19 protein-coding genes are annotated in these 25552 nt (G+C 43.9%); 10 read left to right on the top strand and 9 right to left on the bottom strand.

What is annotated here, in order from left to right:
* Positions 1-63 precede the first annotated feature (63 nt).
* Together B6N13_RS02085 and B6N13_RS02080 are read right to left on the bottom strand one after the other, a co-directional pair.
* Positions 64-1239: a nucleotide sugar dehydrogenase gene (locus B6N13_RS02085; protein ID WP_211172729.1), complete on the bottom strand. Its 1176-nt coding sequence runs from the start codon at positions 1237-1239 to the stop codon at positions 64-66.
* 353 nt (positions 1240-1592) lie between these two features.
* Positions 1593-1913 (bottom strand): MarR family EPS-associated transcriptional regulator, encoded by a 321-nt coding sequence (locus B6N13_RS02080; protein WP_011978625.1) that lies wholly within the window; start codon positions 1911-1913, stop codon positions 1593-1595.
* A 650-nt stretch (positions 1914-2563) separates the two neighbouring features.
* Here B6N13_RS02080 and B6N13_RS02075 point away from each other — a divergent pair.
* The 4 genes from B6N13_RS02075 to B6N13_RS02055 all read left to right on the top strand — a co-directional run bounded on the left by B6N13_RS02075 (position 2564) and on the right by B6N13_RS02055 (position 5799).
* Complete coding sequence (locus tag B6N13_RS02075) at positions 2564-3997, top strand: MBL fold metallo-hydrolase (protein ID WP_169458302.1); 1434 nt, start codon at positions 2564-2566, stop codon at positions 3995-3997.
* Between the two features lie 309 nt (positions 3998-4306).
* The gene (locus B6N13_RS02065; RefSeq protein ID WP_169458300.1) at positions 4307-4729 is read left to right on the top strand and encodes a type II toxin-antitoxin system HicB family antitoxin; all 423 of its coding nucleotides are present in this window, start codon (positions 4307-4309) and stop codon (positions 4727-4729) included.
* 212 nt (positions 4730-4941) lie between these two features.
* Positions 4942-5139, top strand: a complete 198-nt coding sequence (locus tag B6N13_RS02060) for a hypothetical protein (protein WP_169458299.1) — start codon at positions 4942-4944, stop codon at positions 5137-5139.
* Positions 5140-5319: 180 nt separating this feature from the next.
* Positions 5320-5799 carry a transposase gene (locus tag B6N13_RS02055; protein WP_169458298.1) on the top strand — a complete coding sequence of 160 codons (480 nt, stop codon included), beginning with the start codon at positions 5320-5322 and terminating at the stop codon, positions 5797-5799.
* 562 nt (positions 5800-6361) lie between these two features.
* Here B6N13_RS02055 and B6N13_RS02050 read toward each other — a convergent pair.
* From B6N13_RS02050 to B6N13_RS02040, 3 genes are all read right to left on the bottom strand, one after another.
* Positions 6362-7354: a Wzz/FepE/Etk N-terminal domain-containing protein gene (locus B6N13_RS02050; protein WP_348981514.1), complete on the bottom strand. Its 993-nt coding sequence runs from the start codon at positions 7352-7354 to the stop codon at positions 6362-6364.
* A 131-nt stretch (positions 7355-7485) separates the two neighbouring features.
* Entirely contained in the window at positions 7486-10092 is a 2607-nt protein-coding gene (locus B6N13_RS02045; RefSeq protein WP_169458297.1) for an SLBB domain-containing protein, read from the bottom strand.
* A 69-nt stretch (positions 10093-10161) separates the two neighbouring features.
* Positions 10162-11499 (bottom strand): capsule assembly Wzi family protein, encoded by a 1338-nt coding sequence (locus B6N13_RS02040; RefSeq protein ID WP_169458296.1) that lies wholly within the window; start codon positions 11497-11499, stop codon positions 10162-10164.
* A gap of 355 nt (positions 11500-11854) precedes the next feature.
* Between B6N13_RS02040 and B6N13_RS02035 the strand changes: the two genes are divergently transcribed.
* The 6 genes from B6N13_RS02035 to B6N13_RS02010 all read left to right on the top strand — a co-directional run bounded on the left by B6N13_RS02035 (position 11855) and on the right by B6N13_RS02010 (position 18242).
* Positions 11855-12286 carry a hypothetical protein gene (locus B6N13_RS02035; protein ID WP_169458295.1) on the top strand — a complete coding sequence of 144 codons (432 nt, stop codon included), beginning with the start codon at positions 11855-11857 and terminating at the stop codon, positions 12284-12286.
* A 63-nt stretch (positions 12287-12349) separates the two neighbouring features.
* Entirely contained in the window at positions 12350-13054 is a 705-nt protein-coding gene (locus tag B6N13_RS02030) for a YjbF family lipoprotein (protein WP_169458294.1), read from the top strand.
* Between the two features lie 12 nt (positions 13055-13066).
* A complete protein-coding gene (locus tag B6N13_RS02025; protein ID WP_169458293.1) occupies positions 13067-13858 on the top strand; it encodes a capsule biosynthesis GfcC D2 domain-containing protein in 792 nt (263 codons plus the stop codon).
* A complete protein-coding gene (locus tag B6N13_RS02020; protein WP_169458292.1) occupies positions 13858-16071 on the top strand; it encodes a YjbH domain-containing protein in 2214 nt (737 codons plus the stop codon). The genes B6N13_RS02025 and B6N13_RS02020 overlap by 1 nt, the downstream gene beginning before the upstream one ends.
* A 213-nt stretch (positions 16072-16284) precedes the next feature.
* Positions 16285-16614, top strand: a complete 330-nt coding sequence (locus B6N13_RS02015; protein WP_248280193.1) for a transposase — start codon at positions 16285-16287, stop codon at positions 16612-16614.
* Positions 16615-17216: 602 nt separating this feature from the next.
* Positions 17217-18242: an IS110 family transposase gene (locus tag B6N13_RS02010; RefSeq protein WP_169458291.1), complete on the top strand. Its 1026-nt coding sequence runs from the start codon at positions 17217-17219 to the stop codon at positions 18240-18242.
* A 435-nt stretch (positions 18243-18677) separates the two neighbouring features.
* On the opposite strand, the gene B6N13_RS02005 is transcribed toward B6N13_RS02010, so the two are convergent.
* From B6N13_RS02005 to B6N13_RS01990, 4 genes are all read right to left on the bottom strand, one after another.
* Positions 18678-19889: an HlyD family efflux transporter periplasmic adaptor subunit gene (locus B6N13_RS02005; protein ID WP_211172728.1), complete on the bottom strand. Its 1212-nt coding sequence runs from the start codon at positions 19887-19889 to the stop codon at positions 18678-18680.
* A complete protein-coding gene (locus B6N13_RS02000) occupies positions 19879-22047 on the bottom strand; it encodes an ATP-binding cassette domain-containing protein (protein ID WP_169458290.1) in 2169 nt (722 codons plus the stop codon). The genes B6N13_RS02005 and B6N13_RS02000 overlap by 11 nt, the downstream gene beginning before the upstream one ends.
* A 23-nt stretch (positions 22048-22070) precedes the next feature.
* Complete coding sequence (locus B6N13_RS01995; protein ID WP_169458289.1) at positions 22071-23288, bottom strand: TolC family protein; 1218 nt, start codon at positions 23286-23288, stop codon at positions 22071-22073.
* 79 nt (positions 23289-23367) lie between these two features.
* Positions 23368-25494 (bottom strand): sulfotransferase, encoded by a 2127-nt coding sequence (locus tag B6N13_RS01990; protein ID WP_169458288.1) that lies wholly within the window; start codon positions 25492-25494, stop codon positions 23368-23370.
* Between the last annotated feature and the right edge of the window lie 58 nt (positions 25495-25552).

Raw genomic sequence — 25552 nt, 5'->3', positions numbered from 1 at the left:
AAATTTTTCATTGTCAGATTATGCCTCGTACCTCGGCTCATCTGACCTACAGTTTTTGTTTGATTAATCATTCCCAAACAAATCCCGTGTATACACTTTATCCACCACATCATTCAAAACCTTGTCTTGTCTGTTGGCAATAATCACGTCCGCTATTTTCTTAAATTCTACTAGATCTTTTATGACTTTCGAGCGGAAGAATTCGGTTTCCTCTAATACTGGCTCGTAGATGACCACTTCAATGCCTTTGGCTTTGATGCGTTTCATAATGCCCTGAATGGCCGAAGCACGGAAATTATCACTGCCGGTTTTCATCACCAATCGATAAATCCCCACCACTTTCGGGTTACGTTTCAAAATGCTTTCAGCAATGAAATCTTTACGGGTGGTATTCGAATCCACAATCGCACGGATCAGGTTGTTTGGCACGTCTTGATAATTCGCCAACAATTGTTTGGTGTCTTTTGGTAAACAATAGCCACCGTAACCAAAGCTTGGATTGTTGTAGTGGTTGCCAATGCGCGGGTCTAATGACACACCGTCAATGATTTGCTTGGTGTCTAAGCCGTGAGATTCACAGTAGGTGTCTAGCTCATTGAAATAGGCAACACGAAGGGCCAAATAGGTATTTGAAAATAACTTAACCGCCTCGGCTTCTGTGCTGTCGGTAAAGAGGATATCAATCTCGTCTTTTAGAGCGCCCTGTTTCAGCAAGCCCGCAAAGACTTCCGCTCTTGGTGAGCGCTCCCCGACTATGATTCGAGACGGGTACAGATTGTCGTGAAGGGCTTTGCCTTCTCGTAGAAATTCAGGCGAAAAGAAAATATTCGAGGTGTTGAATTTCTCATTCACGCTTTTCGTGTAGCCCACTGGCACGGTCGATTTAATCACCATGGCCGCATTTGGGTTAATCGCCAACACGTCTTGGATGACGCTTTCAACCGACTTGGTATTGAAGTAGTTCGTATTAGGGTCGTAGTCTGTTGGCGTGGCAATAATCACAAATTCCGCGTCTTTATAGGCTGCTTGCTTATCTAACGTGGCGGTAAAATTCAGTGTTTTATTGGCTAAGAAATCTTCTATTTCCGTGTCGACTATCGGTGACTGTTTGTTGTTCAGCATGGCGACTTTTTCAGGAACAATGTCCACCGCTATGACGTCATTGTGTTGCGCCAGCAACATGGCATTAGATAAGCCAACGTAGCCGGTTCCAGCAATGGCGATTTTGTATTTCTTCATTGTGTTTTCCATAATTATAAAGTCATTTGCCAGATGACGACGTGTTTATAGTTACGTCGTTTATTGTCAGAGCACGCATCATGCGTCAGATAACGCCTCGTGCCTCGTCTCATCTGACCTACGAGCCGCGACTTACATAATGCCGTGACACGTCTTTTGACGGCCTAAAGGCCGACCTACATAACGCGTTTCTCGGCTCGTCTGGTCTACGAGGCGCGATCTACATAATGCAGTGATTTGCCGCGGCGCATCTTTTGACGGCCTAAAGGCCGACCTACATAACGAGCTTTTCTGACCTACATAACGAGCTTCTCGGCTAATCTGACCTACAGGCGCGACCTACAAGTGACACGTTATGTTTTTACTTCTTGCCTTAGTTGTTCTATTTCTTTTTCTAGGACTTCATGTTCTTTTAGTTTTCGTTGCAGAAAGCGCTGCGTAAGAGAAACCTTTTCTTCTATGCCTTTTGGGGTAAGTAGGTATAGGTAGCCTATTTTGTTGGTGCTGTTTTTAAAGTTTTCCGCTTTTATCAGGCCTTTTTCTATTAGTGCTTTTAGGCAAAAATTGGCTTTTCCTAGACTAATATCTAGGCGTTTAGCTAACTCACGCTGACTAATGTCAGGATCTTGCTGTAGTTCTTTTAAAATTTTGTAGCGGTATTCGTCGGTTAACATTTAAGCACCTTAGATATAAGGCTAAGAGTGATGCATAAATACGAAAAATAATAAGCGCGGAAAGGTGTGGTGTATGAAGGTGTGAGTGTGCTTTCCATGCATTTACCTCGTTTAATGTTATCCATTTTAATTACTAAAGAACTATTAACCCCATCCTAGCCTCCCCTTGGAAGTTATAAGAGGAAGGGACAAATATATGCTGCGTTCAATTGGTGAACAATGATAATACAAGACATGAAATCATGCAAAGAATGTGTTTGAAAAGAGTTTGTAAAGCGGACGTTTTTTAAGCTCTTTTGGTTATATGAATATGTTGGTTATGATCATTCGTCAGATCACGCCTCGTGCCGAGGCTAATCTGACCTACGGGATGTTGTGTGTATAGTTGGTTTGTATTGTGTTTTCGTAGGGCATCATGAGCGGAGTGTAATGTGCCGGTTAATGACGTTGGTTTGAATGTCAGATTACGCCTCGTGCCTCGCCTCATCTGACCTACGGGTGGTTGGTGGATCATGTGGTTGGTTTCGTGATGGTTTCGTAGGGCATCATGAGCGGAGTGTAATGTGCCGTTTGGGGATGTTGGTTTGATGTTGGTCTGGTTGATGGTATACCTTTGATACTTCTTTAAAAAATAATGCAAAGGGATTTGTATGTTATCTATTAAGCATCATGGTGCTGTGCAGGGTGTGACTGGGTCTTGTCATGAGTTGTTTGTTGATTCTGATCAGTCGGTGTTGGTGGATTGTGGTTTGTTTCAGGGGGCGGAGACGTCTGGGTCTGGAGCAGATTCAAATAGTTTAGAAATAGACTTTGATATTTCTGCTGTTCAGGCTTTGGTTATTACTCACGTTCATATCGACCATGTTGGACGTTTGCCTTATTTGTTGGCTGCTGGGTTTACTGGCCCGATTTATTGCTCTAAACCCAGCGCCGCTCTGTTACCTCTAGTTATTGAAGATGCGTTAAAAGTTGGTGTTACGCGTAATGCCAATATCATTCAGGCCTGTTTAGATAGATTGGCTTCTCAGTTAGTGCCGTTGGATTATAAAACTTGGGCTGACATTCCTTTAAACAACAATACTAAAGTACAAGTAAGACTGTGTCGTGCTGGGCATATTTTAGGGTCGGCTTATGTGATTTTTCGGGTTTCTAATGAAGAGATTAGATCACAAGAGAAACGCTACCATGATGTGTTGTTTTCTGGGGATTTGGGCGCGCCCTACTCGCCTTTATTACCTGCACCGCAGTCACCTTATCGGGCAGATCAGCTTGTTTTAGAAAGCACTTATGGTGATAGAAATCATGAAAACCGAGCAATAAGGCGCAAGTATTTACAGCAAAGTTTAGAACATGCATTGAGTGATTCTGGCACAGTGTTAATTCCAGCATTTAGCATTGGCCGCACTCAGGAACTTCTGTACGAGCTGGAACATATTATTCATCAGAATAAACACAAGGCCGTGAGTAAGACTAGCTCCGGTGTTTCGTTAAATTGGGAAGATATCGATATTATTATTGATTCGCCGTTGGCGAGCCGTTTTACTGAGGTGTATCGATCTTTGGCGAATTATTGGGATGACGAAGCCAAGCGCCGCGTGAGTTCGGGACGCCATCCGTTAAGTTTTGAGCAAGTCACCACGATTGACGATCACGCCACCCACCTGCAAACCGTTTCTTACCTGCAACGCCAAACCCGCCCTGCTATTGTTATCGCCGCCTCTGGTATGTGTGCTGGCGGTCGTATTGTGAATTATTTAAAGGCCTTATTGGGCGATGAACGTAACGATGTGTTGTTCGTGGGCTATCAGGCAGCGGGGACGCCAGGACGGGATATTTTGCGTTACCACAACAAGCCAAATGGCTATGTGGTATTCGACGGAGAGCATTACACCATTAGTGCAAAAGTACAGCAGATCAGCGGTTATTCCGCCCACGCGGGGCAGCGGGATTTGTTAAATTTTATCAAGCGTATGCGAGTAAAACCCCAAAAAATACATTTGGTGCATGGAGATGATAACGCCAAATGTACATTAAAAGGATTGATTGAAATGGAAAATCCAGAATGCGAGGTGGTGGTGCCGTAGGAAATAAAATAAACATAGAATTATACTTACGCGTGTGTATAATTTTATATTGATCCAAGTAACATCGGTTCAAAACAAGGATGCAAAAATGAACTCGAAGGATCTTATTAAGCAACTCAAAGACAATGGATGCGTGTTTGTTAGGCATGGTAAAGGAGACCATCAAATATGGTTTTCTCCCATAACAGGAAAGAAATTTTCCGTACCTCACCCCAAAAAACACCTTCCGATTGGTACATTAGAAAGCATAAAAAAAATGGCAGGAATTTAATCAGTACCTTGAGAACACCGCTAGCACACGAGGTGATTATGTTATTTATGGTTGGTATAGAGCGCCCACAGGACAACAACACAGCATGGGGCATTATTGTTCCAGTATTTGAGGAATTAGGATACGGCTGTATCTCAGCAGCCGATAAACAAGAAGAAGTATTATATCGCGCCAAAGAGGTCATTCTTTTGATGGCCGAAGAGGTGATAGCGGATGGACATATGCTATCAACATTAAATACTGGGTTTGTTGATTATCGTGCTAAGTACCCAGAGTTTACCGAATGGTTAGCCATTGAAGTGCCTGTCGAAGGTTTAAAAGGTAAACAGAAGCGCGTCAACATTACTTTATCCGAACCGCTATTGGCTCGAGTTGATGCCTATGTTGGATTTCATCATGAGTTTAAAGATCGGTCGGATTTTTTAGCCAAAGCCGCTGATCGTTTTATGCAGATGAAATAACGCATGTTTTCGTAGGGCATGAGCGGAGCATAATGTGCCGTTTGATGACGCTGGTTTTTTCGTAGGGCATCATGAACGAAGTGTAATGTGCCGTTTGATGACGTTGGTTTTGAATGTCAGATTACGCCTCGTACCTCGTCTCATCTGACCTACGGGATGGGTTGGTGTGGATCATGTGGTTGGTTTCGTGGGCATCATGAACGGAGCGTAATGTGCCGTTTGATGACGTTGGTTTTGAATGTCAGATTACGCCTCGTACCTCATCTCATCTGACCTACGGGATGGGTTGGTGTGGATCATGTGGTTGGTTTCGTGATGGTTTCGTAGGGCATCATGAACGAAGTATAATGTGCCGTTTGACGACGTGGGTTGGGGATGCCAGATTACGCCTCGTGCCTCGTCTCATCTGACCTACGGGATGGGTTGGTGTGGATCATGTGGTTGGTTTCGTGATGGTTTCGTAGGGCATCATGAACGAAGTGTAATGTGCCGTTTGATGACGCTGGTTGGGAATGTCAGATTACGCCTCGTGCCTCGCCTCATCTGACCTACGGGATGGGTTGGTGTAAGATATTTCTTGGAGGGCATGGATGCCTAGATATATTAGAAGTAAGCGTTTTGGCGGTACGTTTTTCTTTACAGTGACGGTCAAGAATCGACATTCTTCTGTTCTGGTTGATCATGTTGATCTTTTACGTGAGAGTGTTCGATACGTAAAATCTCGACGACCATTTGATATTATTGCATGGGTGGTTTTGCCCGATCATATCCATGCCATTTGGCGATTACCAAAAGGAGATAATGATTTTTCGCGGCGTTGGCAGTTAATTAAAATCTTGTTTACCAAGAAGCTAAAAAATCAAACACACCATCAATCGAGTATTTGGCAAAATCGTTTTTGGGAACATGAGATCAAATCAGATGACGATTTAAGAGCCCACATCCATTATTGTTATTTAAACCCCGTAAAACATGGCTACGTTTTATCAACACGTGATTGGCCATATTCAAGTTTTCATCGTGACGTGAAATTGGGATTGTTTGATATTCATTGGAATGGGGTATTTTAGAGCAAATAAGTATGATGTGCCGTTTGATGACGTGGGTTGGGAATGTCAGATTACGCCTCGTACCTCGTCTCATCTGACCTACGAGATGGGTTGGTGTGGATCATGTGGTTGGTTTCGTGATGGTTTCGTGATGGTTTCGTAGGGCATCATGAACGGAGCGTAATGTGCCGTTTGACGACGTTGGTTTTTTCGTAGGGCATCATGAACGAAGTGTAATGTGCCGTTTGATGATGCGGGTTGGGGATGTCAGATTACGCCTCGTACCTCGTCTCATCTGACCTACGGGATTGGTTAGTGTGAATCATGTGGTTGGTTTCGTAGGGCATCATGAGCGGAGCGTAATGTGCCGTTTGATGTTGCGGGTTGGGGATGTCAGATTACGCCTCGTACCTCGTCTCATCTGACCTACGGGATGGGTTGGTTTGGATCATGTGGTTGGTTTCGTGATGGTTTCGTAGGGCATCATGAACGAAGTATAATGTGCCGTTTGACGACGTGGGTTGGGAATGTCAGATTACGCCTCGTGCTTCGGCGAATCTGACATATGGAGTGTCCGTTGTGGTTAGTCTTTTTTGGTGAAGGCGAAGCGGATGAGTACGATCCCCATACCTAGCATGCCGCCGAGTAGTACAGCGAGTACGCAGATTAGGGCACGTTTTGGGCCGGCTTTTTCTTCTGGTACGACGGCTGGGTCGATGGTTTTAAAGGCGAATTCGTCTTGTACTTGTGCCAGCATTAGGTTTTTGGTTTGCTCTTCTATCAATTGATAAAAGACCGACTGCATGTCTGATATGCTGGTTTTTTGGATTTGTTCTTCTAGATAGCCGATGTTACGGCGTGTTTCATCCAGTGATTCTTTTTTAACCCAAGCATTTAGGTCTATCACTAACCAGTCCACCCATTGTTTGGCTATGGTGGGTGATAAGTGGGTGATAGACAGGGTCACTAGACCATTGTCTTTACTTTCGGATACGGCAATCAGTTTTTTGAACTCTTTGTAGGCTTCCCAATCGGTTGGTATTGGCGATTTCCCAGGTTCAACTTCACGGACCCATGTTTTTCTTTGCGCATCATATAGCTCAGGATTCAACTGTAAGGTATCTGTAGATTCACTCCATTTCTCACCCGCCATTAGGGGAACCATTAGGTCGTATTTATTGATAAAAGCATTAATAAATTGACGAGACTGAAGTATTGCTAGCGCCATGGCTTTGCTGTCTGTGCCACCACCACCTAGGTTGATACCAGCCAAAGACGCTAGGCCACCAAATTGTGCGGCCATGCCGGCCAAACCGCCAGATTTGTTATCATTGGCCGAAGCCAATACTGCTTCGGCTTTGTAGGTGTTGGGCTGAGATAGTGCGTACAGCACGCCACCTACGGCAAATACGAAGGTGGTAAATATGATGATCCATTTGCCCTTCCAAAGCGCTATAAACAGCTCTTTTAGGTCTATTTCATCGTCTTGCTGGTGATACGCTTGCGGAGGTAAGTTGTAATTATCAGCCATATTTAAATTAGGAAAAAGATGGATACTAGCTTTATTCGCTAACACCTATCCTTTTCTGTTTTATCCTATTAAATTCTATTAAGTAAGCGAGATAAGTTTTGCACTAAAACTCACCTCTGTTTATTTTGCCTACGACTTTCGCCTTGCTTTATCACACAGGGCTCTGTGATTCGACATTAATTTTTAATAGCGCTCCACGCGACACCAATTTGATACAGTATCTGAGTAGCTGTAGATAAGGTACTTAAGCCATCTAGGTAGTCTGTATTGATAGGCACTATGATAGTATCGCCTGGCTCTAGCGGGTCATAGTCACGACTAAACCAGAAGGAGTTATTCGGCAATTCTACAGAGCCATTCGCTTTCACTATGTAAATACGATCAGTATCTGCTTGGCGTTTAGTGCCGCCAGCAGATGCTATATAGTCTTCTACTGTTAAGTTGGGGTTAAAAGTGTGGTTCGATGAAAATTGCACTTCACCCACTATGCTGACCACGGGGTTCAAGGCTGGCACGAACAGCTTGTCGCCTTTTTCTAGCATTAGGTTAGCCAATTTATCGCCTTTCACTGCATAGTTAAGGTCAACCACTAAACGCCCTACTGGCACCACATTATCCAGCTGATCCACTACAGCAATAGCCTGTGCTGGGTCTGATACCGAGGTTGACCCTTGGCGACGCAACGACATAGCGCTAATTTCTTGCTTTAACTGTGCGTTTAGGAACTTAAGCCTTTCTGCTTCCTGACGTTTTAAGCGTTCACGACTAAATACAGCACCAGAAGGGTAAGCAAACTCCGTAAAACCACCGGCTCGCTCAATCACGTCTTTTAAGGTTTCGCCACGTTTAAAGGTATAGGTACCAGGAAAAACAAATTCTCCTTGCAACTCAACCACCATTCCCTCTTGCCAACCTGGCTGGGATTTTACGATTAAATGATCTTGTGCGCTCAAGGCAACTGGGTACTTGCCACTAATTGCATCTTTTAGTGAAAAATTAATACGGTCAATAGTAGATTTATCGCCTTCTGTGGTACGACGAGTTAATTCTGCCGACGATAAATAAGCATTCTGATTTAAACCACCCGCGGCTGCCAACAAAGAAGAAACACTGGTGTTTTTCGCTAGTGGATAAAGGCCTGGAAATTTAACCGCCCCAGATACATCGATCACTTTTGCAGGACTTCCGTAACTAGCCTGCGCCTTTAATCGTTCGATAATAGGTTTAAGTAATGCCTCTCGACTGGCTTTACGCAATCCAGACGCATTAGATTCGACTTCTTTATCAGCAATTTTCAAGGTGGCATTTTCTTCTATAGTGACAACTGCCCCTGTTTCGGCATCTAGCACTTCACGTGCATGATCCACCACTCCATCCGATTTTGCTTTACTGTTTGCATAAGAGCCAGACCAGTAACCTTGTGCCAAGCCATTATCAAAAACAAAGATTTGGTCTTTTTCTTGCAGAGTTAAATTGGCCGCCGAGCCTGGATTCGTCAATGCATCCAACAAACTAAATTGATAAATTTCAACATCTTGATTGGCATTTATTTCTCGTACCAATAAAGCATAATTCAAATCGGCCGTTAGCTTTAAACCATCATCTATAGAACCAATAGCATCACTTACTTTCATACCTTGTTTGTAATTAAGCGCGCCTTGTCTGACTACTTCACCACGCACGGCAACGGCATTACGTAGGGACGAGGAAGCGGCCGATAAGTTTACGTCATCGCCATTTTGTAGCTTAAAGTTCCGTCCTGCAGGTGTCGCAAGGTCCAAGTTAAACAACTGTAATCCGTTTGCACCCGCTCGGCGCACGCTGACGCGCGACAAATAGGCTTGAGGTTTTGCCCCACCGGCTAACGACAATAATTGCCCCAGTGTGATATCGCCTTTGGCTTCATACACCGCTGGACGCGTCACTTGTCCTTCTATAGTAATGCGGTTATCACGAAGTGGAATAAAAAGCGTGTCACCCGATGATAGACGTAAGTCTTTCGAGGTATCACCTTTGAGTAATAAGTCGTATAGGTCAAATTCTGATACCACTTGGCCTTTGCGCATTAATTTAATATGACGCAAGCTGCCGGATTTCTTGACTCCACCGCTAGCGATCAATGCTTGGGTAATGGTGGTTAAGCCGTTTACATTGTAGGCGCCGGGCTGTATGGCTTCCCCGACGATATAGACCTGCATGGTACGCATGGCGCCCATAGTGACAGATACATCTACACCAATGGTTTTGTTTTTAATCACGTCATTGAGCTGTTTACGCAGCTGCGCGAATGTTTGCCCTGCTACGGCCACAGGGCCAATATCAGGAAGGTTGATAGAGCCATCTCTGTCTATAGTTAAAGATAGATTCTGATTGTTTTTGCCAAAAGTTTGCACACTAATAACATCACCTGGACCCATTTGATAATCGAGCGGCACAGGCAAATTGTCCACTATGGTTAAACCTAGACTATTATTACCAAACACATCGTAGCCAAACTGAGTCAAGCCACCACTGTCTGCTGCCGCTTGAACGGTAGGAGCTGGTTTTGCTTCGCTCACGACAGGTTCCAATACTGGTGCCTGCTGCACTGGGGCCGCTTCAGTATTGGCCGCACCTCCAGTCAAAGCCCCAAGATCCACACCATATTGACGGGCTAGCGCCTCCTGTTGCGCCTTAGGCATACTCTGAAACTGGCTAATCTGTTCTGCAGTCGGTGTAAAAGCGAGTAGATTTCCCGCTAGCGTCATCATTAGTATTGGTAAGAGTCGTTTTGTAAGTCGCATACTGTGTGGTCTATTTAGGTTCAATAAAGATTTAATATTAGCTATTAACTGCAGCCGTTATGAATTTCCCTAAAAGCGAAATTCATAACCTGCCCATATATTCGTTTTGGTATCGCTGTTCTGTACCTGCTGGCGACTCGCCCCTACACGTACCATTCCAGCTAAAGCGGGTAAATTATACGTTAACTGACTGGTCTTTATTTTTTCATTGTCTTGTGTCGAGTTCTGGTAGCGTAATCCTATCTGATGATCGTTTTTAAGCTGCAAATATAAAGCGACCGAAACACTTTCGTCCAACATATAAGTTGTATTAGCAACGCCATCGGTTATAGATGGATAGTTTCCTGATTTCCATGGGGTTGCATCATGTGCATCGGTAGATTGTTGAGATTCCAATACAATACGAGCAATGTTTTCACCAAGAGGAAGGCTGCCCGTCCAACCCACCAACCAAGCGCCCAACTCAGTTTGGTTAGAAGTAGAAGCCGCTTCGGCATAAACACTGTGATAAAAACTGGCCATGCTGGGTAAGGTCAACTTCGCATCCAGCGCGAGCTGTTTTTCGTCTTGTATCGAATCAACACCTGAAAACCAGGTTTGGTAGGTAACGCCGTATTCAAAAAGAGAAAAAGGCTTTGATACTAAACGAGTTGCACTGTGGTAGTCGTAATCAGAGTGCGCAGGTTTGGCTAATATACTTTCGACACTCCAAACACCCAAAATATTGTTCTCGCCAATATAACTAACACTTACATCAGGCGCCGCTTTAGCGTACGAACCTAAAATTAAATTATGTTGCCAGCCTTGCCCCCACCAACGATCAACATTTCCAACAGACCAAAGCCAAGCGCCAGAGCTATAAGCAAGGTAACTATTGTCTATGTTTAAGGTCATATCGTCTTGATATTCACTGTAACCCGCCGTTAAACGATAAGAGAATGAATTCCCTAGATGCTCAACACTGGTATAAACGCCCTTTTCATCTTCATTGAACTGCCCAAAACCCGAAGGCACTGCAGGATTAGAACCATTTACAACTTTGAACAATCGATTACCGCGATTTAATCTAGCCGAGTTTAATGTATAAAGTAGCTCTTGATTCGCTAATAATACGCTATCTGCGTTTCGATCCGCATAGGTTAAATCGTCACCAAACATCGACCAACGCATGGGATAGTGATTAACAGGCGAAGAAATTTGACCTGAATCAGACAGTAACAGTAAAGATGAGCGCAAAAACGGATCATTGGCTTCCAGCCAAGGCGACGCGACTGCAACAGCAGAAGTGCAACCTAGAAACGGCACCAGCAAAGCTTTATGAACCAGTTTATTAGCGCGACAGCAACTAAGAAAGCTGAGTTTTGGAAGACGTAGAATCGGTTTTTTTTTTACATTAGAAGAGAACATTAATAGGTCACAGTTCCTTGTATTGATAGAGATAACACTTTCATGAGCATGCTTCCTATCTGACTATTATTAAGATGCCGCACATAATGTCTCAAAACACAGCAAAAATAAAGGCTGCTTACTCAATGCTTTCACAAAGCGCGGCATTTTTTAAACATTGTTCATTATTGGTATTTGTCCGCTTAACGCACATTTCACCAGCATTTAGGGTCGGACTTGATGGCGACAGCGTTAGAATTGATCAAGAAATTAACGAAAAGTCTGTTCATAGCGCTTACATTGTCATAAATCTTGATCTAAAATCGTCCGTGAAGTCTATTCTTCAAACATCGATGTTTAATGATAAGGAAATATTATGAAACTTGTTACTTTGGCTACAATCGTAGCACTTGGCCTAGCTAGCCAAGCATATGGTGAAGCTGCCGGTTCTGGTACAGGAGCTAGTGGTAGTACTGGCGCTGGTGCTAGCGCTGGTGGTGGTGCTGGCGGCGCAGGAGCTGGTGGTGCGGGCGCAGGAGCTGGTGGTGCGAGCGCAGGAGCTGGTGCAGGCGCAGGTGCTGCTGGAGCTGGCGCAGGTGCTGCTGGAGCTGGCGCAGGTGCTGCTGGAGCTGGCGCAGGTGCTGCTGCTGGTGCTGGTGCTGCTGGTGCGGCCGCTGCAGGTGGTATCGGAGTAGGTGCCGCTGCTGCTGCGGCTGGTGTTGCAGCAGCTGCTACTGTTGGTGTCGCTGTTGCAACGACCTCCGACAATAACGTAACACCAACGACAACTACTAGCACTGCTAACTAATACTAAAGACGCCTAATAAAATTTATTAGGCGTTTTTTTCATTTCCTCCCTACTGGTTAACTCATGCATATTCTTCGTTACAGCGCCGTTTTTATTGCTTCCCTTTCTATATTTTCTTTATCTGGCTGCACAGACAATTTCAAAAGCGCCCTTGATTCTATACAAATAGCGAGAGAGCTAAATAAAGGTACTGAAATTACCACCGAATATATAGCCGCTACCCCTTATGCTAGCAGCCTAGTTACCATTAACGATGCTAAACCTATTTTATTAATATTAGGATTAGCTGAACAAAATCCCACAAATGCAGCCTACCAACTTACTTGGATTGCAGAAGATAAAGGCACTATCGTCACTGAAAATGGCCGAATTATCCATACTACAGGATTTGACACTAGCAATTTAGAAACACTGTTAATTAAAGGTCAGCAACTCTCTTTACCTGGACAGTCAAGTTCTTGGCAAGCTATCTATGATTGGTCTCCTGGCTATCGATATAATTTTTCTGCCGATATCACTAGTATGTCATTAGGTATGGAAACAATAGTGACCGATTTATGGACACAGCAAGCCGAACACATTCAGGAACAAGTGGCTTTTAACTCTTTAAATAGCAAGATTATAAATGATTTCTGGGTAGCACCAGAGACTAACAGCAATAAACCTTTCGTAGTAAAAAGTATTCAATATCTGGGCCCGAACATGGATAAGGTTGAAATATTGATGGTAAAACCCTTTATCGAACAAAAGCTAAACACAACAAACTAAGGATCCGGAGTCATGACACGGTTGTTACAAATATTTATTCTCTTTAGTGGCGTTTTAGTCAGCTTAATATCATCTACTACAATGGCTGAACCTACTAAAGTGACTCTTTTACGCAAGCCATTTTTACAAAAAACACTTTCACAAGAACAAATAGCACTGTATTACCCGCAACAATCAGTGACACTGTCGTACCCACAAGAGGTGCGTTTATCACAGGTATTAACAGACGCTTATGCACAATTAGACTACCAACCCTATTCTCTTGGCACTGCATTAATAGACCTAAGCAAGCAGCAACAAATAGATGAAAAAAAACACGCCATATTAAAAAAGCTGCAAGACATTAACACCCCAGCTTCTAACTATATTGCTAAGAAATTGAATTCATTAGATTTTGTGTATCGAGAAAGAATTGAAACAGACCCCAGCAAGGTTCGAGTCAATCCAAAGTACGACCCTATGCTGAAAGGTGTTTATCAGCTATTTTTACCTAAACGTCCGCAACATATTTACCTAATTAATGCCGACGATCACAACTACCTAACCCTTAAATTAACAGCAAATAGCAATTTGAAGGATTACCTAGCCGAGCAGTTTGAAGCTAATCGCTATACCTATGATTCCGCGTGGATCATTCAAGCTAATCAAGATGTGTATCAGGCCACAGATATCCAGTGGAAAGGTAAACTCTATTTTTTAAGCCCCGGTGCCATAGTGTTTATTGGTTTAACGGACCTACCTGAAAAATATCGCGATTTGAATGCAGATATCGCTCATCTACTTGCCTTTCTTTTGGAGCCATAATGCTGTTTAAACGCTTTTCACTTTCATCACTTCTTATTTGCTCCAATTTATTGCTGATCACACACGCCTATGCAGAGGAAGCCGATTACTTTGCGATACCGTTTCAAGGTCCTCAATTCAAACCATCGCAAGGCAATCTAGGTGGTGTGGGGCTAATGCAAATGCCTTCTGGCCGCATGGCTGAAGACGGCGCGTTTAGTTTTAACTACACCAAAAGCAGCGAATATCAGTTTTACAGCATAGCCCTGCAATTAATGCCGTGGTTAGAAACCACCATTCGCTATACTCAGGTGGAAGATTTGTTATATAGCAATGATGAAAGCTTCAGTGGTAGTACAAAATTGGCAGATAAGGGTATAGACGCCAAACTAAGGTTACTAGAAGAAAGCCATTGGCTACCGGAGGTTTCTGTAGGATTAAGAGACATTGGCGGTACAGGGCTGTTTGATGGCGAGTTTATTGCAGCAACAAAACGCCTTTCGACGGATGATTACGGCCAATTTGATTTCACCCTAGGCTTAGGTTGGGGTTATTTTGGTACACGAGGCAACATTAGTAACCCTCTTTGTACTGCTGCAGACCACTTCTGTGATCGTATTTCGGGCTTTTCAGGCAATGGTGGATCAGTTGACTATAATCGCTGGTTTACTGGCCCTGCCTCAATATTTGGTGGCGTTGAATATCAAACACCTTACGAGCCATTACGTTTAAAACTTGAATACGATGGTAACAATTATAGCCAAGATCGCCCCGTTACGAATGGTGGTATAGACATGACGCCACGCACTCCTTGGAACGTGGGTGCCCTTTATGCCATCAGTGATGGTTTCGATGTACGATTGAGTTATGAACGCGGTACGACTGTGGCGCTTGGTTTTACACTTTCAACCAACTTTGACACCATCAAGACCCCTTGGATAGACGATCCAATTCCAGCACTAGGAACAGATCAAGCTACAACATTAGATGGTGTTGACTGGAAAAAACTCGACGCTGAATTAAGTAAAGTTGCAGGTTACCAAACAGAGAGGGTCTATCAAGAAAACGATACTGTTACGATTGTGTCTAAACAGAACAGTAAATATCGCGATCGTGATGTGGCCGCAGAACGAGCCGCTGCTGTATTAGTGAATCATCTGCCTACTGATATTCAATCTTATAAGATCATTGAGGAATCAAAAAACATTCCGGTTAAATCAACAAAAATTTCGGCTCAAGGCTATAGAGACATAGCAAACGTCGAGTATTTTAATCCTTCTATTAAAGACGCTATTGTTGATTTACCAGTAGAAAACATTGAATCTGAGCCTTTGTATGACAATTTTGAGCCTTTGAGTTATGGTTTTACTCCACACTTAACTCAATCCGTAGGCAGTCCAGAAACCTTTTATCTATACAGCTTGACTATGAAAGGTGATGCCTCGTACTGGTTAACGAATAACCTACAGTTATCAAGCGCAATCTCGATCAATATGGTCGACAATTATGACAAATTTAATTTTAAAGTCACTCCGGATGGTACTTCTAACTACCGTGTACGGACACTTGTTCGAGCCTATGTTCGTGATAATGATGCCAATGTCAGCAACCTACAACTTACTTGGTTCCAAAAATATGGACAAAATTGGTACCAACAAGTTTATGGCGGATATCTTGAAACTATGTTTGCTGGTGTCGGAACAGAAGTACTGTACCGTCAACCTGATTCAAATTGGGCGATTGGCGCAGATATAAACGCTATTGCACAGCGAAATCCTGACTCTATGTTTGGTATTTTTGAGAACGATTACGCTTACGGTGCCGGTACGAAAGTACTATCCAGAGGTACAACTGGCCACCTATCAATTTATTATCAACCTCAGTGGTCATTTTTAGAAGATACTATGTTCCGAGTAGACATGGGTAAGTTCTTGGCTACTGATGTTGGCGCTAGATTTGATTTTTCTAAACAATATAAAAGCGGTGTGATTGTTGGGGCTTACGCAAGTAAAACCAACATGTCTGCGAAAGACTTTGGCGAGGGTAGCTTTACCAAAGGGTTCTACTTGTCTATTCCGTTTGACACAATATCGCTTAAACCAACCAATAGCCGTGGGTACCTAAACTGGCAACCTATTACTAGGGATGGTGGTCAAATGCTAGGAAAACGTAACAGTTTATATGGCATTACCGATATGGTGTCACCTTGGTATCAACGCCCTAACCAGAATTAATGATTTATATATTTTAGGTCGTGGTTCATGGTTTATGTAGGTCGTGCTTTAGCGCGTCAAGGAAGTTTTGTAAAGGCCAGATGCTTTTTGACGGCCTAAAGGCCGACCTACATGTGATTTGGTTTTATGTCGTGATTCATGGCGACGATGGGGTTATGTTTTTTGTAGGTCGGCCTTTAGGCCGTCAAGAAATCACATTTAAAAGGAGGCTTTATGTCATGGAGTGACCTAAGGAAAGGAAGGTTATCAGAACCCAATCGCGAATATTTCATTACTTTTAATACACTTGATAGAATTCCGCATTTCAATGATTTCTCTCTTGCTCATTTGTTTTGCCAACAAATAGAAACAAACCAAAAACATCATAAATGCACATGGCTGACATGGGTTCTCATGCCAGACCACTTCCACGGCCTAGTTAAACTTAAAAATCATAGTTCAACATTACCGACTATTGTTGGTAATTTGAAAGGCGCTAGCGCTTTCCAAGTAAATAAACATCTGAAAAAAAAATGGCACTTTATGGCAACCTTCCTTTTATGACCGCGCATTACGAGCTGAAGACGATCGTCTTAGTATTGCTCGATATATTATTGCAAACCCATTACGAAGAGGGTTAGTCAAAAGTGTAAAAGACTATTCTTTTTGGGATTCAGTTTATTTATAGATTGCAGCATTTTAACTTTTTGACGGCCTAAAGGTGCGACAAGGAAGTTTGTAAAGGTTGGATGCTTTTTGACGGCCTGAAGGCCGACCTACATGTGATTTGGTTTTGGTTTGGTGTGATCGCCTCTTGACGGCCTGAAGGCCGACCTACATGTGATTTGGTTTTGGTGTGATCCCTCTTGACGGCCTGAAGGCCGACCTACATGTGATTTGGTTTTGGTGTGATCCCTCTTGACGGCCTGAAGGCCGACCTACATGTGATTTGGTTTTGGTGTGATCCCTCTTGACGGCCTGAAGGCCGACCTACATGTGATTTGGTTTTGGTGTGATCCCTCTTGACGGCCTGAAGGCCGACCTACATGTGATTTGGTTTTGGTGTGATCCCTCTTGACGGCCTAAAGGCCAATGGTATGGACTCCCCCCCCAATTTAGCGAAATTCCGATAAATTGGGGGGCGACCAAACCAAAGGAGCCATACCATGAATAATAGTACGACAATTTGTATCGATTTAGCGAAAGAAGTTTTCCAAGTTGCTGTCTTCAATAAAGCCGGTAAAGCTAAGTTAAATAAAGAAGTCTCAGCGAAAAAAATGTGTCTCATCATTGCTCAATACCCTGATGCAGCGATCTTTATGGAAGCGTGTGGCTCTGCTCATCATTGGGCTAGGCGCTTTACATCATCAGGTCATAAAGTGGGCCTCATCCCCTCACACATTGCTGCAAAATATCGAGTCAGTAATAAGAGTGATAAAAATGATGTTCTTAGTATTTATGAGGCCAGTAAGAATCAGCAGTTACACTGCGTTCAGATCCGTACATTAGAGCAGCAAGATATTGCTACGTTACATAAATTCCGCGAAGGCTATAAAAAAGAACGCAATCAACTTGCCAACCGCCTTCGCGGTTTTGGCCGCGAGTATGGCGTTAATTTTGCCTTAGGTATCAGTAAGCTCCTTAAGCAAGTGCCTATTGCGCTTGAGGATGCTGAAAATGAAATGACGGTTGTTGCACGCAGAGTCGTATTTAGACTGTTAGAACAACTTAGGCATGTGATCTTGCTGATGAAAGAGGTCACTGATGAGATCGAAGCAATAGCAAAGCAAATAGATGCTTGCCAGCGATTGGTTCAATTACCCGGTATTGCTTGGCTTGGTGCCAGCATGATGTATGCTAAGTTCGGTTCGGCTGAGTGCTTCAGGCGTGGCCGAGATGCCAGTGCCAGCATCGGCCTTGTGCCAGCGCACAGTGGCAGCGGCGGTAAAGTTACCATCGGCAGGATTACCAAACGAGGTGATACGTATCTGCGTACATTGATCATCAATGGGGCCCGATCTTTGGTCATCCATGTTAAAGAAAAAACAGACAGCTTGAGTTGTTGGGTAAGACAATTACTCAGCACGAAAGGGTTTAATAAAACCATTGTAGCTGTCGCCAACAAACTGGTCAGAATGGCGACAGCCATGCTGAAAAGTGGGCTTGAATATCGTCAACCTGTCGCACAGTGATGATGGTTTTTAAAAGTCAGTGAATAAAAGAAAGTACCAACCGAGACAGTTAGCAATATAGATTGAACGGAATGAACAGCTAGCAAGCAAACCAAATGAAACCTGAGTAGGTCATCGGCTTTTAAAGCCGTCACGCCGATAAGGCGTTTGGTTCACGGCGAATCAAAGCCGTTAAGGTCTGGAGTAGCTCTCCATAATAAGACCGAATATACGAAAGCTAACGCAAGTTTGTTATGACCGTTGATAAATATTGTTAATAACCAAGTAGAGTACGCATGATTCTTTATTAAAAAATAGGGACGCTATTGTTGCATCCCCAGAGGAGTCCATATACGACCTACAGGTGATTTGGTCTGGTGTGATCGGCTTTTGACGGCCTGAAGGCCGACCTACATGTGATTTGGGGTTGGTGTGATTGGTTTGTGTAGGTCGAATTTATTTTTCTCCAAATGCTTGGCTGAGCGTTTTGCGTAGGGGTTTGAGTAAGTAGTCCATTAGGGTGCGTTTATCCGTTTTGATGGAGACTTGTGCTGTCATGCCTGGCAGCATTTCAATCTGGCGACCTATGGTTGTGGTTATGGGTTGTTGTAGTGGGATAACGTGTACACGGTAGTAAATTTCTTCACCTTTTGAGCTTTCTTCTTTTAGTGTATCTGCGCTGACGTAGACGACTTTGGCTTCTACTCCGCCGTAGATGGTGTAGTCAAAAGGGTCGAGGCGGATGTTCGCCAGTAGGCCTGGTTTTACTCTAGCGATGTCTTGTGGACGTATTTTTGCTTCCACAAGCAGTTCATCGTCAATCGGGATGATTTGCATAATTTCTTCACCCGCTCGCAATACACCACCAACTGTGGTTACGCTGACGTTTTTTACTATGCCTGGGACTTTGGCAATAAAGACGCTGTCTTGAAGTTCTTGTTGTTTTCTCGCTAAGATTTGTTCACTTTGTCCTAGGTCGTCTTCGACTTTTGCAAGTTCTGCGCTGGCTTCTTCTAAAAATTGGTTTTTACGGTTAATAAGTTTCGCTTCTGCCGCATTTAGCGCTTCTCTTGCTTTGAGCATTTCACTGCTGCTAACGTCACCAGATGCTTGCAGGTGCTTCACTATGTCTTGCTCTTCTTGTGCCAGTGACACGGATACTTGTAGAGTTCGGAGCTCTTCTTTGATGCCGGTTTTTCGCTGTTCAAAAAGCGCTTTTTCCACTTGTGCTATGTCTTGATAACGGCTGAGCATATCTTGGGGAAAAGTAAGTTTTTTATCCCCAAGAATCTCCGCACGTAAGCGAATGGCTTTGGCTTTTAAAGCAAACACACGGGATTCAATCTCCCCTACTGAGGCGCTTAGACGAGTTTGATCAAGCTGACCGAGGATTTGTCCAGCTTGCACTCGATCCCCTTCGCGGACATTGAGTTCCGATATCACGCCGCCATCAACGGATTGAATCAACTGCACTCGACTACTGGCAATTACTTCCCCTTGGGCTTGTGCGACTTCATCAATGTAGAAATATTCTGCCCACACCACAAACGCCACCAAAGCAGTAAGGATTGGCCAAACAATAAGCGAGCGTTTTTTCTTATGATAACCAAACACGTCAAAATCACCTTGGGCGTTTTCACTAGGTTGTAAGGAGGTATTAGATGGCATTGAAGCCTCGCTTGATTCGAGTTTGTGGCGTGGTCGGTTTTGTATTATTCATCATCGCAGGAAAGACAGCAGCAGGCGTACCATCACGGGTGACTTTACCTTGCTGCATTACTAATACACGATTGGCAATATGCGCCGCGAGCATTGGGCGATGTGTCGACACGATGAGAATGTCATCAGGTTTGATATGTTTTTCTAACACTTCCCAAACGCGTTTTTCCGTATCTGCGTCTAACGATGCTGTCGGTTCGTCCAACAGCCAAACCGTTGGTTTGGCTGTAATAGTACGGGATAAGGCAACCAATTGACGCTGCCCACCAGACAATCCTTCGCCGCCCTCTGCTATGTCTAACTCCATTCCTTTGGGGTTGCTCTGGGCGATAGCATCGACACCCAGTTCACTTGCTACTTGCATCATTTCACTATCACTTACTGTGCCAGATAATGTCAGATTGCTTTTTAAGGTACCTTTGAACAAATGTACATTTTGAGGCAGGTAGCTGACATGCGAAGTCACAAACTGTGGATCTATTTCCCATAAATCTAACGCACCCAGTTTAATCCGCCCTTCTGATGGTCGATATAAGCCTGCCAGTACTTTGAGCAAGGTAGATTTTCCGCAACCAATTGGTCCCACCAATAGCACGCGATCACCGGCGTTAAAGGTGAGCTGCTCTATGTCCAAGTGTTTCACTGGCGAGTCGCCATAAACAAAGCGAATTTGTTCAGCAGATAACGAGCTTATTGCTTGCTCGCCCACCAAAAGATGCTGAGAAGGTTTACGTTCTAAATCCAATGCCAGCAATTGATCTACCATGGTCAATGATTGCGAAACTGATTGCCATTGCACTAGGTATTGCACGCCTTGCGCCACTGGGTTAATTACTCGTCCGCCTAAAATGCTACAGGCAATCATGCCACCCATCGTCAAATTACCCGCTTCAATTTGGAATACGCCAACTACTACCGCAGAGACATAAGCAATGGTCGACAAGCTGCCAGTTGTTGCTGTGCTAATTTGACTGATGGCTTTCTGATGCACTTGATAGCCAGCCAAAGAGCGAGTTATTTGCTCCCATTCGTTAGAAAAACGCCAACCAGCATTGTTGGATCGAATGGTTTCTGACCCTCGGATTACGTCGATTAACAAACCCTGCCGTTCATTAGAGCGCAGAATTTGTTTTTTGATTAAAGTTCTTAGGCGGATCTGAGTGACCACGCCTAAGAGTATTGCTAAGGGGAATAGCAATGCGTACACCCAACTTACCACACCGCCAATAACTGCAATAAAAGCGATGAACATAAGGGCAAAAGGTAAATCTATCAGGCCAAATACGATGCCTGAGGTGAAAAATTGTCGGACAGATTCCAGTCCATTTACTTGGGCATTGAGAGTACCAAGACTATTCGGTTGTTTATCTAGACGAAGATGAAGCAGATGATGGAACACTTGTTTAGACAAGCGCATGTCCACATCGGCCGCTAGGCTATCCAATACTTTGGCACGAATGCCTTTAAGCATCCAATCAAGCAGAACAATTCCCAACATACCTACCACCAAGGTCGCCAAGGTTGAATAGGCTAACGTCGGCACCACTCGATCATAAACTTGCAAGGCAAATAGCGACGTCGCAATGGCAAGTAAATTAATAACGACAGTCGCCGCTAAAACATTACCGAGCCAGAGTTTGTCTTGAAACAAGGCGCTCAGGATCAATTTTCGCGCAGTTGAAATATCTTGATCTTTATTGTCTTCCAAGTGGTTAGGCTTGGCGCGTTGTAACCAGAGTACCAAAGATTCAACCAACTCCTCACTGGACACAGTTTGCGCTGGCAGACCTTCTCCTTGTTGAAGTAATATGCTGTCCGCTTGTTCGCCATTTTTAGCCAACCACCATTGCCCATCATATTGCACCAGTGCTGGTAGCTGTCTGCGATCAAAACGACGCCACGCCACCATGCCGCCTTTTACACCTTTGATATTCAGGCCATGCAAAATTGCTTTAATTTGTTCCAATAACGGCAATGCCAAAACATCCGCTCGTTCTAACGCCACGCTAACATCACCAAATGAGACACCAAGCCCCATATCCTTAAATAAACTGTGTAAAGCCGCACTTGTCAGCGTGCTTTCTTGTTCGGTTGCTTTATCACTCATCTAAGACCCCTTTTAATACTGCGTCATTGGATGACTAAATTGGAGAACGGCACGGCATCTAGGCCGCCAGTTAATGCCACTAAGCTTAGTAAGTTAATTAATAAACTGTTTTCCGCTCTGGCCTGAGATAGCTTTTGTTCTGTCATTTCTCTCTGTACGTTCAATACATCGAGCCATTCTTTTCGGCCGCTTTGGTATTGCCGTAAATAAGACGCCAAAGTGGCACTTAGCGTATCAATGGAAGACTGATGTATTTCAATCAATGACTGTTGGGTTTTACGGTTTAACAGCAGAGTATTAAGGCGATTTTTAAGATCAAATTGCGTCACTTCCACATCCCGCTGAGCCGCATGAAGCTGTGATGCGGCCGATTGTTCTTGATACATGGTGATCAAACCTAAGCCTTCCAAAGAGCCTTCCATCACTAAGGCCACACGAGATTCATCTGGATAGGTGGCGCTGTCACTGTATTCATGAGAGAACTTCACATACAAGGTGGGCATAAAGTTAGAACGTTTGCGGTTTACATCTTTTAGCGCAAGGTCCACCAGCTGTTCCTTGTATTGCACTTCGGCACTTTGCTTCAGTACTTTGTCCCGAATCGCAACATCGTCCGGTAGGTATTGATATAAATCTGCCGAAATAAGATCGACTGATTCAATGGGCAATTGCGTTAACGTTTGCAGAACCATCAAGGCGTCTCTTAGATCTCCTTGAGTTTGGATTTCCTGCGCTTGCGCTTGAGTCAGCCGAGATGCGGCTAATTGGGTGTCTGTTTCGGATGCTAATCGACCCAATTTCCTGCGTTCAATTTGCTCTACAAACTCCTGATATTGCACAATATTTTGCTTAATAATCCGCAGCTGTTCTTGCACTCCGATCACTTTGGCGTAAGCAATAGCGGTGTCTTCCAAAAGTTTTCGGGTTAATCTCAACTTATCAATAGATTCTGCTGTTACGTCAATATTGGCGTAATCAATACCCGCATCGATACGTCCAAACGCCCATAAAGGCTGTTTTAAGATGAAGGCCCCTTCTTGGTTGTCATCTCGATCTTCACCATAGGAGACATTCAAGCTTGGATAGCGTTCTGCCTCAGCACTTTTAAGTAAAAATTCTTTCGATTCGATCTGAGCTTGCTTGCCAAGCAGCGCGGGATGTCGCTCTAGCATGGCGTTTAGTGCTTTTGCAAAACTCGTACTGCTATCGCTTTCACTCAATGCAGCTGAAGAAAATGCCATCACCAAGAGTCCAAACAGCATTTTATAAGCGGTACTTTTATAAACCATGAAGCTTTTACAATCGACAAAACAAAATGTCTCATTTTGCCTCCATATCGCATTGAGAATGAGTCGATGGAAACTGTTTTGAAGACGACTCCTGAGACGTCAAAAGCTGCACGGCTTTGGTTAAATTTTGCTGCCATTGCTGACGCTTCCACGGTGCTAGATCTATTGCTTTATTAAGATATTCAACGCCCATTGCGAGTAAATCATTACGCAGGTAAATTTCACCAAGCAAGTACAACGCAGGCGCAAAATCCGGTAAATGATGCAAGATTACCTTGCATTGGTATTCGGCTTCTTGATAAGCAGCTTGCTGATAATATTCATAAGCGTTCGACAACATATTTGGCTCCGGCAAGGTAACCATGTCGTTAACAGGTGCGGGGGATTTTTTACTCATGGCTCGCAATAACAAGGACAGTTCTTGTTTATAAGTCGACCATTTTATAGAGGCATCATCAGGGGCATATTGTGCGCCCCTTGTTACCGCCTGCTCTATATTTTTTGGCACGGGCACATCCAGAAAGTCAAACAATCGTGATGCAACAATATTGCCTTTTGAAGTAAGTTCTTCAAACGATAATTCAAATATTGACTCTGCGAATAAGCTTTTCCAATGTGCTAACAAGGTGTTGTATTGCACCAACTGTTGCCCCAGCAAATATGGCACCGTCGTAGATTCACTATCATAGGAAGTCATAGACTGGCTTAGATGCGGCTTTAGCCAATGGGCTACACGAGAAGACAAGGCGAGCGCTCTTGGATCACGGCGAACCGATATGATTTTGGCGTTAGGAAAAACACTTTTTATCAGACCGATATGGCATATGTTGTGGGCACATTTGTCTATCACCACAAACGCATTCGGGGCTTTGCGGTCATACAGTGATTGCAGCCCCTGCGCCATTTCAGCCAAGTACTGTAAACTCAAGGTATCAACACTATCTGGATAAGATCGATTAGAACCTTTTTTTCTATGCTGGTGATTTAAACCTTCCACCAGCACAGGAAAGTGGGAAGAAATGCCAAGCGAAGCCACTTGCTCGCTGCTAAGCAGCAATTGTTCGACAAGGGATAATCCAGAAAATGGCACGCCGATAATAAAAACCGGCTGTAAGGCATTTAGCGATTCGTCTTGCGACTCTACAGAAGTAAATCGTGATATAAAGTCACGATTAAAACGCGCTCTGATTCGAGCGCTATCTTTAAAATCAACCAAGGGAAGAACGCCGACGCCTTGCCCAAAGATCCAGCGTTCATTGTGATTAAGAATCCGAGCATCGTACTGCGTTTGATAATATTGCCCATCAAGCATTCGATTTTGCTCATAAGCAAAAATAGCTAATTGACGATAAAATTCAGCCTGGTCAGGATACTGTTTGGCCGCATTTAATAGCGCCGCTTCGGCAACAAACTGTTTCCCATGTAAAAAGAGGCATTCTGCATAAAAAAGCACATTGTCTCGGTAATAATCGCTCTCCCCCAAGCAAGCGTTTAACCAAGCTTCCGCCTCTGCGAACTTGCTTTCCAATACCCAACATTCTAAGCGTACCGAGCCTAGTTGGCGGATTAAGCTCTCACGGCGTTGTGCTGTGTAGATGTCTTGAAATTCAGTAAATTGCGCTTCGGCTTGCGCTAAATGCGACCAAACTAGATCAAGAGAGTCGGTTACATCTGAGCATAATAATTCACTATTGTCGGATTGGTTTGCCAACAACAGCAAGCAAAGGTTCAGCCATATTTCGACTTTGCTAGAGTCATGTTCAATAGAGCGAGTATATAGCTGATAAGCGCCTCGACTATCGTTTTGCATTAGTCGGCAGTAGGCTTTTCTCGCCAGATTAAGCGCGTTAGATGGATCTTGTTGCAGCAAACGATCCAAGCTGAGTTCTGCTGTGCAGTAATCGGACATGGCGATATACACAGCGCTCACATCTTGCTGTTCGGGCAAAGAAAGCGGCTCAGATACAGCCGTTCCTAATACACGAGAAAGTATACTTTGTGCTGTTTCAAGCTCGTTCAAATGCGCACAAGATAAGGCAAAGAGAATTTGTACAGGTCGAAAATCCGACTGCATAAGCTGTTCACGGCAGGCTTGCTGCAGTGCTAAATATTCTTGCTGCTCCGCCATTTCGCGAAGTAACGCCAGTTTAGAATCCATAAATGATCACACCAAAGAAAGGCTTAACCCAACACTCTTCCATGAGTATTGTCATTAA

The organism is Marinomonas sp. UCMA 3892 (assembly GCF_012726345.1).
Taxonomy (GTDB): domain Bacteria; phylum Pseudomonadota; class Gammaproteobacteria; order Pseudomonadales; family Marinomonadaceae; genus Marinomonas.
The sequence above is the reverse complement of the archived record's forward strand: the minus strand, read 5'-3'. Positions and strand labels throughout refer to the sequence as shown.

Bases quoted from the DNA above. Each gene is read 5' to 3' on its own strand.
- B6N13_RS02085 (WP_211172729.1), bottom strand. From the start codon at position 1,239: ATGAAGAAATACAAAATCGCCATTGCTGGAACCGGCTACGTTGGCTTA.
- B6N13_RS02080 (WP_011978625.1), bottom strand. From the start codon at position 1,913: ATGTTAACCGACGAATACCGCTACAAAATTTTAAAAGAACTACAGCAA.
- B6N13_RS02075 (WP_169458302.1), top strand. From the start codon at position 2,564: ATGTTATCTATTAAGCATCATGGTGCTGTGCAGGGTGTGACTGGGTCT.
- B6N13_RS02065 (WP_169458300.1), top strand. From the start codon at position 4,307: ATGTTATTTATGGTTGGTATAGAGCGCCCACAGGACAACAACACAGCA.
- B6N13_RS02055 (WP_169458298.1), top strand. From the start codon at position 5,320: ATGCCTAGATATATTAGAAGTAAGCGTTTTGGCGGTACGTTTTTCTTT.
- B6N13_RS02045 (WP_169458297.1), bottom strand. From the start codon at position 10,092: ATGCGACTTACAAAACGACTCTTACCAATACTAATGATGACGCTAGCG.
- B6N13_RS02040 (WP_169458296.1), bottom strand. From the start codon at position 11,499: ATGTTCTCTTCTAATGTAAAAAAAAAACCGATTCTACGTCTTCCAAAA.
- B6N13_RS02035 (WP_169458295.1), top strand. From the start codon at position 11,855: ATGAAACTTGTTACTTTGGCTACAATCGTAGCACTTGGCCTAGCTAGC.
- B6N13_RS02030 (WP_169458294.1), top strand. From the start codon at position 12,350: ATGCATATTCTTCGTTACAGCGCCGTTTTTATTGCTTCCCTTTCTATA.
- B6N13_RS02025 (WP_169458293.1), top strand. From the start codon at position 13,067: ATGACACGGTTGTTACAAATATTTATTCTCTTTAGTGGCGTTTTAGTC.
- B6N13_RS02020 (WP_169458292.1), top strand. From the start codon at position 13,858: ATGCTGTTTAAACGCTTTTCACTTTCATCACTTCTTATTTGCTCCAAT.
- B6N13_RS02015 (WP_248280193.1), top strand. From the start codon at position 16,285: ATGTCATGGAGTGACCTAAGGAAAGGAAGGTTATCAGAACCCAATCGC.
- B6N13_RS02010 (WP_169458291.1), top strand. From the start codon at position 17,217: ATGAATAATAGTACGACAATTTGTATCGATTTAGCGAAAGAAGTTTTC.
- B6N13_RS02005 (WP_211172728.1), bottom strand. From the start codon at position 19,889: ATGCCATCTAATACCTCCTTACAACCTAGTGAAAACGCCCAAGGTGAT.
- B6N13_RS02000 (WP_169458290.1), bottom strand. From the start codon at position 22,047: ATGAGTGATAAAGCAACCGAACAAGAAAGCACGCTGACAAGTGCGGCT.
- B6N13_RS01995 (WP_169458289.1), bottom strand. From the start codon at position 23,288: ATGGCATTTTCTTCAGCTGCATTGAGTGAAAGCGATAGCAGTACGAGT.
- B6N13_RS01990 (WP_169458288.1), bottom strand. From the start codon at position 25,494: ATGGATTCTAAACTGGCGTTACTTCGCGAAATGGCGGAGCAGCAAGAA.